Annotated in this window: 10 protein-coding genes and 1 tRNA gene; 7 read left to right on the top strand and 4 right to left on the bottom strand. The window is 61.0% G+C overall.

Features of this window, described 5'->3' with window-relative positions; genetic code table 11:
* Positions 1–243: 243 nt before the first annotated feature.
* On the bottom strand, positions 244–738 hold the full coding sequence (locus tag BP846_RS00525; protein ID WP_292392092.1) for a hypothetical protein: 495 nt from the start codon (positions 736–738) through the stop codon (positions 244–246).
* A gap of 38 nt (positions 739–776) precedes the next feature.
* Here BP846_RS00525 and BP846_RS00520 point away from each other — a divergent pair, with 38 nt between their 5' ends.
* The 5 genes from BP846_RS00520 (at position 777) to BP846_RS00500 (ending at position 3802) form a co-directional block, all read left to right on the top strand.
* A complete protein-coding gene (locus BP846_RS00520; protein ID WP_292392091.1) occupies positions 777–1058 on the top strand; it encodes a MarR family transcriptional regulator in 282 nt (93 codons plus the stop codon).
* Positions 1059–1063: 5 nt separating this feature from the next.
* Positions 1064–1588, top strand: a complete 525-nt coding sequence (locus BP846_RS00515; protein WP_292392090.1) for a tRNA (cytidine(56)-2'-O)-methyltransferase — start codon at positions 1064–1066, stop codon at positions 1586–1588.
* Positions 1585–2661, top strand: a complete 1077-nt coding sequence (locus BP846_RS00510; RefSeq protein WP_292392089.1) for an ATP-grasp domain-containing protein — start codon at positions 1585–1587, stop codon at positions 2659–2661. The genes BP846_RS00515 and BP846_RS00510 overlap by 4 nt, the downstream gene beginning before the upstream one ends.
* Positions 2662–2802: 141 nt before the next feature.
* A complete protein-coding gene (locus BP846_RS00505) occupies positions 2803–3324 on the top strand; it encodes a transcription factor (RefSeq protein WP_292392088.1) in 522 nt (173 codons plus the stop codon).
* On the top strand, positions 3317–3802 hold the full coding sequence (locus BP846_RS00500) for an HDIG domain-containing metalloprotein (protein ID WP_292392093.1): 486 nt from the start codon (positions 3317–3319) through the stop codon (positions 3800–3802). Before BP846_RS00505 ends, BP846_RS00500 begins: the two co-directional genes overlap by 8 nt.
* Here BP846_RS00500 and BP846_RS00495 read toward each other — a convergent pair.
* The 3 genes from BP846_RS00495 to BP846_RS00485 all read right to left on the bottom strand — a co-directional run bounded on the left by BP846_RS00495 (position 3795) and on the right by BP846_RS00485 (position 5562).
* Positions 3795–4298, bottom strand: coding sequence for a regulator of amino acid metabolism, contains ACT domain protein (locus BP846_RS00495; protein ID WP_292392087.1), 504 nt, complete (start codon positions 4296–4298; stop codon positions 3795–3797). The genes BP846_RS00500 and BP846_RS00495 overlap by 8 nt on opposite strands.
* 374 nt (positions 4299–4672) lie before the next feature.
* Positions 4673–4744: transfer RNA gene (locus BP846_RS00490), tRNA-Arg, on the bottom strand.
* A 179-nt stretch (positions 4745–4923) separates the two neighbouring features.
* A complete protein-coding gene (locus BP846_RS00485) occupies positions 4924–5562 on the bottom strand; it encodes a hypothetical protein (protein WP_292392086.1) in 639 nt (212 codons plus the stop codon).
* A gap of 453 nt (positions 5563–6015) precedes the next feature.
* Between BP846_RS00485 and BP846_RS00480 the strand changes: the two genes are divergently transcribed.
* Positions 6016–7170, top strand: coding sequence for an RNA-guided endonuclease InsQ/TnpB family protein (locus tag BP846_RS00480; RefSeq protein ID WP_292392085.1), 1155 nt, complete (start codon positions 6016–6018; stop codon positions 7168–7170).
* An 89-nt stretch (positions 7171–7259) separates the two neighbouring features.
* Complete coding sequence (locus tag BP846_RS00475; RefSeq protein WP_292392084.1) at positions 7260–8780, top strand: glycosyltransferase family 39 protein; 1521 nt, start codon at positions 7260–7262, stop codon at positions 8778–8780.
* Positions 8781–8786 lie beyond the last annotated feature (6 nt).

The following is an 8786-nucleotide window of genomic DNA, read 5'->3' as shown; positions in this document are numbered from 1 at the left end:
GCCCGCCCCGCGCCGGCGCCCCCGGGGGGGGGGGGGGGGGGGGGGGCGGGGCGGGGGGGGGGGGGGGGGGCGTTTACCGGCATACCTGGAGACAGGGGAGGGGGCAGGCCCCCTCCCCATCAGCCTCTCCCCCCATGGCGATAGCCACCACGGTCCACCGCAGGGGAAGATCCGGATCCGGCACCAGCCCCATCGGGAGGGGAGACGAGTACTAAATAAGTCCGATAATTTGGAATCGTTGCACTAGAGGGACTCGTCCAGGTACCTGACCATATCCCCGTATGCCTGCTCTCCTTCGAACCGTGCGAGCGTATTCTCCCCGTCGGTGATGAGGAGGACAGGCTCCCCGTCTTCCAGAGAGAAGATCACATCGTATATATCGACCTCATCGATGACAATCCCCCGAGCGAGGTCGGATGCCGCATGGAGTTGCAGTCGTTCCCTCGCCAGCTCATCCGGCGCCTCCCGGAAGCAGTAGTAGAAGACCTGATAGGCGTTGAGGAGGTCGGAGGAGAGCAGCGCTCTCCGGGTCTCTCCGTCAACCGTATCGAGCTTCTCTGCGAGAAGTTCGTCGTCATCGTCGCTCGCCTCAAAGAGACTCTCGGCAAGGTCTGCCAGTTCCGCATAATCGACCATACTCAGTTCCCACCATATCTTCTGCCGCTCCGCACCCCTCCGGTCTGCCGGGGAACCGCCCGAACGGCGGCCCGCAGAGCCGGAACGGTGCAGGCGGCGCATGAATAACTATATCGGTCTGTCCGGAAAAAAGAATAGGTGTGCGTGAGGAAGATCTGGACTGGGTCGTATACCATCGGATTCCCGAAACCGGCGGTATTACGGCCGAAGACCTGGTAGCAACCACCGGTTTTGAATCTGGTGCTGTCGCGGCGTCGCTTGAGCGCCTCGAGCGGTATCTTCTGGTCCGGCGGTCCGGGGAGATGGTGCACCTTCTCTCTCTACAGGAGTCGCTGATCGGGTGCCAGTGCCGGTGTGCGAAGGATAATATGCCGTTCGTCATCGAGAACGGCATTATCAGGGCGAAGAGGAGCGAGGAGTGAGTGGTATGCCCACCGTAGCAGTGCTCCGAATAGGCCACCGGCCCGAACGCGACCAGCGGGTGACGACCCATGTCGGGCTCGCGGCGCGGGCGCTCGGGGCCCAGGGGATGTATCTCGCCGCAGACGACCCCGGCGTGATCGCGAGCATCGAGGATGTGGCATCCCGGTGGGGAGGAGACTTTTTTGCGGAGAACGATGTGAAGTGGCGGCGGTGCATCCAGGATTGGAAGGCCGGCGGCGGCAAGGTCGTCCACCTCACGATGTACGGGCTCCGGATGACCGACGTCATCGACGAGGTCCGGGACCAGAAGCGGGTGCTCGTCGTGGTGGGAGCGGAGAAGGTGCCGGGCGATATCTACGGCCTTGCCGACTACAACGTCTCGGTGACCACACAGCCCCACTCGGAGATCGCAAGCCTCGCCCTCTTCCTCGACCACCTCTTCGAGGGGAGGGAACTCAACCGGGAGTATCCGGATGCGAAGATCCGGATCGAGCCGACGAAGGTGGGGAAGAAGACGGTGGAGCAGTGAAGGGCCGGGTTCTGGTTGCCGGGTTTGCCACGCGGCACGTGGCGCAGTCGGCCCACCGGGCCGGCTACACGGTCTACGCCGTCGATCACTTCTGCGACCAGGACCTTGCCTGGTGCACAGAGGACTGTCTGACGTTCGGCGACCTCGCCGAACTCCCGGAGAAGATCGCCGAGCTCGCCGCCCGTCACCGGGTCGATGCGCTCGTCGTCGCCTCGGGCGCCGAGGCCGTCGGGACGACGATACCGCTCTGCGGTACGCCGCCCCACAAAGTGGAGCGGTTCCTCGACAAACTGGAGATCCAGCGGTTCTTCGAAGGTCTGGACGTGCCGGTCCCGTCGCTTGCCGGGGCCGGTCACTACCCGGTGATGGTCAAGCCGCGCCGGGGAGCAGGGGGATGGCGAAACGCCATCGCGCGGACGGAGGAGGAACTCCGCAGGTGGGAGGAGGCCTGGCCGGACGTGCCCTACGTCGCCCAGGCTCTCGTCGACGGGATTCCGTCAAGCGTCTCCTGCGTTGCGGACGGCCGGCACGCGCGGGCTATAGCCGTCAACCGGCAGATCCTGAGGGGGGAGGGGGGGAGCTCACACGGGTTTGCCGGGTCGGTCACTCCGTTCTCCCACCCGCTCGCCGGGGAGATGATCGCAGCGGCGGAGCGGATTGCCGCCGCGAGCGGATGCATGGGCTCGGTCGGGATCGACTTCATGGCGGGGGAGAAGCCATGGGCGATTGAGATCAATCCCCGGTTCCAGGCCACCCTGGATACGGTTGAGATGGCGACCGGAGAGAGCGTCTTTGGCATGCACATGGACGCCTGCCGCGGGGTGATTCCGACGGCGATGCCGACAGCTCGAAGGGTCGCGGTCCGGCGGATCCTCTTTGCGGAGCGGGATATGCGGCTTGACGTGGACCTCTCGGCGCTAGCACCCCGGATCGCGGACATTCCCTGGCCCGGCACCGAGTTCGAGGAGGGCCACGCCCTCGTAAGCGTCTACGGGTGCGCCGAGACCGAGGCGGCGGCGTGTGCGGACCTGGAGAGGAACGCCGAAACTGTCCGGAGACTGATCAAAGGCTGATCTTCGGAGCACGGTCGTATCTCTGCCGTGAGGGGCCGTCAGCCCCCCCATACGGGAAAGGGCATTAAGGATTGAGAGCACAGTATGGTGCACATCGATGCTGGACTATTATACAATAACTATTACGGGGGAGAATTGAGCATGGTATCTGTCACTGAACTGCTAAAAGACCCGGCGGTCAACGCCTATATCCTGCACATGATCGGCGAGCAGGGCATCGAACTTATCAGAAAGTTCCCTGAGGGAGAGGAGCACAGCGACGAGGAACTTGCCGAGGAGACCGGCGTCAACCTCAACACTGTCCGCCATACCCTCTACACACTCTATGAGAAGCGCCTCGCCGAGTACCGGCGGTTGAAGAATTCCGAGACCGGCTGGCTCACCTATCTCTGGCACCTCCGCCTGGACCGCGTCCACGAGGTGATCGAAGAGGAGATTCGGGATGTGCTCGACCATCTCGATGCGCGGCTCACCTACGAGGAGAAGAACGACTTCTATATGTGTAAGAACTGCGGCGTCATCTATACCTTCACGGATTCGGCGAACTGGAACTTCGAGTGCCCGAACTGTGAAACGATGCTCGAACACTTCGACAACGAACTCGTCGCCACCGCCCTCCGGCGGAGGGTCGACAAGATCAAGGAGAGCCTTGGGAGTGCGTGAGCCGGACTGCATCGATCTTCTCCGGCGCGCCGGGTGCTCCGAAGGGGTCATCGCACACTGCCGGGTGGTGCGTGATCTCGCGCTCACCTACGCCTCCGATCCTATGGTCGACCGCGACCTGGTTGAGGTCGGCGCCCTCCTCCACGATATCGGCCGGGGGGTGACGCACGACCTTCGCCACGCCCGGGTGGGCGGCGCGATCTGCCGCTCGCTCGGCCTCGATGAAGCGGTTGTCTCCATCGTCGAGCGGCACATCGGCGCCGGGCTGACGGCCGACGAGTGCTCGCTCCTTAACCTCGTGCCGCGCGACTGCATGCCCTGGACGCTCGAGGAGAAGATCGTCGCCCATGCCGACAACCTGGTAAAGGGAACTCGTATTATAACGATGGAGGAGCGGCTGCAGCACGCGATTGCTCTCCCGAGGAGGCAGAGGGAGCGGATCTGCCGGCTCGGACTTGATATGGAACTCTTCAGATAATCAATCGTTTTACCTGCGGAAGCGCACGCAGGTCTTCGTAGACCGACGCCGGGACCCGTGCCTCGTCCACGATCATAACGAGTTTCGGCTCCTCTGCAAGGTAGGGGTCAGTGACGAATATCTGGCGGATGGAGAGGTCGTGGTCGACGAGGACCTTGACCGCCGCGCCGACGATCCCCTTCTGCTGCGCGTCCTTTGGGTATAGCGTGATGACCGAGAGGCCGAGAGCCTCGGCGACCCGGGAGAGGTCGGGTGAGGCGCGCATGCGGATGAAGACCTCCCGCAGCTCTGGGTTTTCGAGGATGCGGCGGGCTGTGGCGTCTACGACTCTCCGGTCAGTCTCGATCGCCCTGCCTATGTGCGTGGCCGGGATCTCGATGCCGTTGCAGACGATGCGCCCCTCTTCGTTGATGCCGAACCCGTTCTCCAGCAGGAACCTGACTACCCTGGTCTGGGACGGTGAATCGGCGAACTCCCGTGAGATGTCAGCCCACATGCGGGAATGTTGGAACCGGGCGCATAAATACACACCGAAGGCGGTCCCGAAGCGCCGGAGCATGGGTATCTCCAGGAGGGCACGAGCCGGTGGGGGCTCCCAGCCTTGCATCCGCGAAAGCCCGGACCCCGCGGAGCAAGATATTTTATCTCGCGGGGTTGAAGGCGGCATGAGCGAGAAGACCCCGGCCAACAGGTGCGGGGATGGAAGCGGCGCGCCTTCTTCAGTGTCGATGTGCCCGGAGCCCGGGGATCACGCACCGGGGGAAAACACAGATTCGAGTGGATCAGGGAGCATAACTCTGAATGAATAATAAACGCATAGCGAATTTTTGTAATAAGGCGCTGTTTTAGCGCCAGTATAGAAAATCGAAGCGCCCCGGCCGGGATTTGAACCCGGGTCAAAAGCTCCGCAGGCTTCTAGGATATCCACTACCCTACCGGGACACGAAAATAAGTGTCTTACCCCTAATAACTACGTTGTCCTGGTTAAAAAGGATTGCTCACCGGAAAAACTGGGCCCCGTGAGGGGGGGCTGCAGGGTCCGGAATAAGAGGCCGGGCCCCGGTCTCTTCCCAGCAGGACCCGGGAGGAGTAGCGATGCTGGTTGGTGTATGCCCGCAGGCCTACACGCCCCCTGCACGCATCAGCACATGCACCTTCACATCGTTTCCGGCGAGCTCGATCTGGTAGTTTCCGGGCCGGCCCATGTAGATCTGCTTATGGGTATCTGCGCTGTAGAGTTTACCGAAGCCGTTCTCGGCCACAATCGCGCCGGTGCCGCGGTCCCGCACGGTCACCTTAAACCACGCATCTTCGCTCGGGAAGGTCTGCTTGTAGTTCTTATACTTCCTGTCCGTGTAGTCGCTTTTTGCATGCACCTCCCGCGTGATCATCTTCGGCTCCACATCAAAGTCTATGAGGAGCGGAGGTGCGGTCAGGTCAAAGGCAAAGGCTTCCGTCGTCTGAGTAAACTGTGTCGTCCGGTTGTAGATGATCACGTACATGTCGGGCGTCGGCGCGACCTCCGGCAGCATGCTGAACGTGGGGCCGGCCATACTGCTTGTTGCAGTGGGGTACGGGGTCACCGGCGTCAGATACCCCGGGTCAGCGTCCTGCCCGTCTGGCGTCTCTGGCGATTCTGACGGCGAAAAAATGCCGGACCAGCCGGATTCGCCACCGGCCGGCAACTCTGCGCACCCGGCGGATGCGAGGATCAGGATCATTACTGCAACGACAAGGAACGATTTATACACCCAGGTCACCGTAGAGGAATTATGCAAAGGGATATTTATGTTTTTACTCTCAGATTCTCAGAGAAATATTTTATACCCCAAATATATGTAAGGACTGCATTTATAGCCGAAATCCCTGGCTGATTCAATAATTGCGCCTCCCGGGCATCCGGCACAGTCATTCTGAAAGAAGAACAGCCCCCTCTTCGAGGGTGATCATCCGCAGGGGACGTCGTGTTGAGTACACGACGGAAAAAGAATCGGCCACGGTGCCGGGCTCCTGTATGCTGCCTGCAAGGCACCTGTGACGTACGATGTCCAAATATCCCGGCAAAAGGGATTTACAGATCCGGGGTTTTCGGGGTGCAAGCAAGCCCCCGACTTGAGCCGTGGGGCTGAATTGCACCCCCGGGTCTGTACACTTTCACCCCACGCGGGATAGATTATAGCCTGATGAGCACTCACGGATTCGTGGAGTCTGGAATGCGACACGTCACCCGGTACCGAGCATACCCCTCTCACGCCGTTGAGCAGCGGCTGTTCACCGGGTTTGCGAGGTGCTCCTTTGTCCGGCATTGGTGTCTTGAGAACAAGGTATACCGGGATTCCTGTCTCCCGAAGCTGAAAGAAGAGTACCCTGAGTTGAAGGAAGTCCACAGCAAGGTTCTGCAGAACGTGGTTCAGCAGATCGTTCACAACCTGATTGCCCTAAGAGGACTGAAGGCAAAGGGGAGGAAGGTCGGCAAGCTGCGGAAGAAGTGGCTTCACTCGATGATCTACGAGCAAAGCGGGTTCAAACTCACGGGGAACCGCCTCTGGCTGAGCAAGATCGGAGAGATGCCGATCGAGCTCAGCCGCCCGGTACCCGGGCGGATCAAGCAGATCGTGATCAAGCACACGCCTGCTCACCAGTGGTTTGTGGCGATCATCTCCGAGACTCCGGACACGCCCGAACCGACGACCGGCACCCGGGCGGTCGGGATCGACCTGAATCTGGAGAACTTCTCCACCGATACCGACGGAGTGGTCTTCGAGCACCCGCACAACGTCAGGAAGTCGGCAAAACGGTTGCGGCGTGCTCAGCGAAAGTTGTCCCGGGCAGTGAAGGGCAGCAGGAACCGCCGCAAGCAGCGGGTCAGGGTTGCCCGGATCCACGAGCAGGTGGAGAACCGGAGAAACGATTTCCTGCACACGTGGAGCCGGTACTATGTTGATCGATATGATCACATCGCTCTGGAACACCTGAACATCAAACCGATGGTTGAGTCGCTGGACGCGAAACTCCGCGGCAGATCCAGATCTATTCTCGATGCCGCGTGGTACAAGGCAAGAGAGTTCATACGCTACAAAGCTGCGAATGCTGGTAAGTATGTCCACCTCATTGATCCAGCGTATACGACCCAGGACTGTTTCCTCTGCGGGCACCGGGAGAAGAAAGACCTCTGGCAGCGGACCCATTGTTGTCCGGTCTGTGGGTATACCGTCCCGCGAGATCTGAATGCCGCACAGAATATTCTGAAACGAGCAGCCGTAGGGTGGGGCACACCCGAATCGACGCTTGTGGAGATCAGAACCGCTACACCGCCAAGTCTGGCGGTGCAAGTCCCGGTCAACGAAACAAGAATCTCCCGGCTTTAGCCCGGGGAGAGTGTCAAACGTCCCTGATACCTGCCTGAAGCATCCAGTAACGTATATCAGCGTTTGCAGTCAATGACTGATGATTAAACATGGGCAGAAAGCAGGGGAAACGGACAAAGCGTGAGGTCGAGACGTATGACGGCGGAGATCTTGACGCCGGCAACCCCACTCCAGCAGCATCGCAGGCTCTTTCCTTCGATACCCTCGTGGCGTCTGTCAAAACCAGCAGGTACCTGCAGGCCCTCATCGGGCTGACGCTCGTCGGGTTTCTCCTCCGGTTCTACAACCTCGGCTGGAACTCGCTCTGGCTCGACGAGGCTTCGACCCTCACGTTTGCCCGACAGTCGCTCATCGGCATCTGGGAGAGCACCGCCGGCGGGGAGTTCAACCCGCCGCTCTTCTACTGGCTGGAGCACGGGATGCTCCTCTTCGGGGATAGCGAGTTCGTGCTCCGCCTCCTCCCCGCACTCCTCGGCGTTCTGACGATCCCGGTTGTGTATCTCATCGGAAAGGAGTTCCGGGACCGAAATATCGGGCTCATCGCCGCTGCTCTCCTCACGTTCTCGCCCTTCCACATCTTCTACTCGCAGGAAGCCCGAGCATACGCCCCGATGCTCTTCTTCTTCTCCCTTGCGCTGCTCTTCTACGTAAGAGCAAGCCGGTCGAACGAGGCCCGTTCATGGGTCCTCTTCGGGCTCTTCTCCGCGGTCGCCTTCTGGATGCACTTCTACGCCATCGTGCCGGTCGCCGTCCTCATCCTCCACGCCCTCCTCACCCGCGCCGGCGAGTTCCGGCATGACGTCCGGAACGCGAGAAACCTGGCTTTCTCGGTCGTCGCGTTCGTCGTCGCAAGCCTTCCTCTGCTCATCGTAACGGTCAATCTCTTTCTCGTGAGGACTTCGTCCACCCCGACGTTCGGCATCCAGGGACTCGATGTCATCTACCAGACCCTCCTCCAGGTATCAGGGTTCAGCGACCTCATCCTGGTACCCTTCATCCTCCTCTTCGTGCTCGGCGTCGCCTACACCTGGCGCGAGGACAGAGACGGGGCACTCCTCCTCATCTTCATGATGGTCCTCCCGCTCGTGGCAAGCCTCATCCTCTCCTCAAGGATGCCGATGATACCCCGCTACCTCATCTACCTCCTTCCGGTCTACTTCGTCGGTATTGCGTCGGCGTATCCCGGGCTCTATGCCCTCGTGAGAGACAGGAGGGCGGTCTACCTTGCTGTCGCGGCGGCGGTCCTCGTGAGCGTCCCCTTTCTATCGACCTATTACACAACGCCCCAGAAGAACGACTGGCGGGGATTCTCCGCGGAGCTCGGGGGGATGACGGGGGAAGGCGACCTTGTCGTCGTGCTGCCGCCGTATATGGCGCAGCCGCTCGACTACTACTACAGCAACACGACCGACCGAACCCTCGAACTCGGGGCGACAACCGTGAAGGATCTCGAAGATATCCGGGACCGGTACCCCGACCGGCGTGCGTTCTACGTGGTGACCACCGATATCTTTGCTGCGGACCCCACCGGGGATGCAGTGGGCTGGCTTGACGGGAACGCAGCGTTCGCCGGGCAGCGCATGGGAATCTACCTCTTCACATCAGCCTAGGGGTGC

Source organism: Methanoculleus sp. UBA303, from assembly GCA_002501655.1.
Lineage (GTDB): Archaea > Halobacteriota > Methanomicrobia > Methanomicrobiales > Methanoculleaceae > Methanoculleus.
This window is presented reverse-complemented; position numbering and strand designations above follow the sequence as displayed.

Excerpts from the sequence above, each read along its gene's own strand:
- BP846_RS00505 (WP_292392088.1), top strand. The coding sequence starts at position 2,803 with ATGGTATCTGTCACTGAACTGCTAAAAGACCCGGCGGTCAACGCCTAT.
- BP846_RS00475 (WP_292392084.1), top strand. The coding sequence starts at position 7,260 with ATGGGCAGAAAGCAGGGGAAACGGACAAAGCGTGAGGTCGAGACGTAT.
- BP846_RS00480 (WP_292392085.1), top strand. The coding sequence starts at position 6,016 with ATGCGACACGTCACCCGGTACCGAGCATACCCCTCTCACGCCGTTGAG.
- BP846_RS00495 (WP_292392087.1), bottom strand. The coding sequence starts at position 4,298 with ATGTGGGCTGACATCTCACGGGAGTTCGCCGATTCACCGTCCCAGACC.
- BP846_RS00525 (WP_292392092.1), bottom strand. The coding sequence starts at position 738 with ATGCGCCGCCTGCACCGTTCCGGCTCTGCGGGCCGCCGTTCGGGCGGT.
- BP846_RS00515 (WP_292392090.1), top strand. The coding sequence starts at position 1,064 with ATGCCCACCGTAGCAGTGCTCCGAATAGGCCACCGGCCCGAACGCGAC.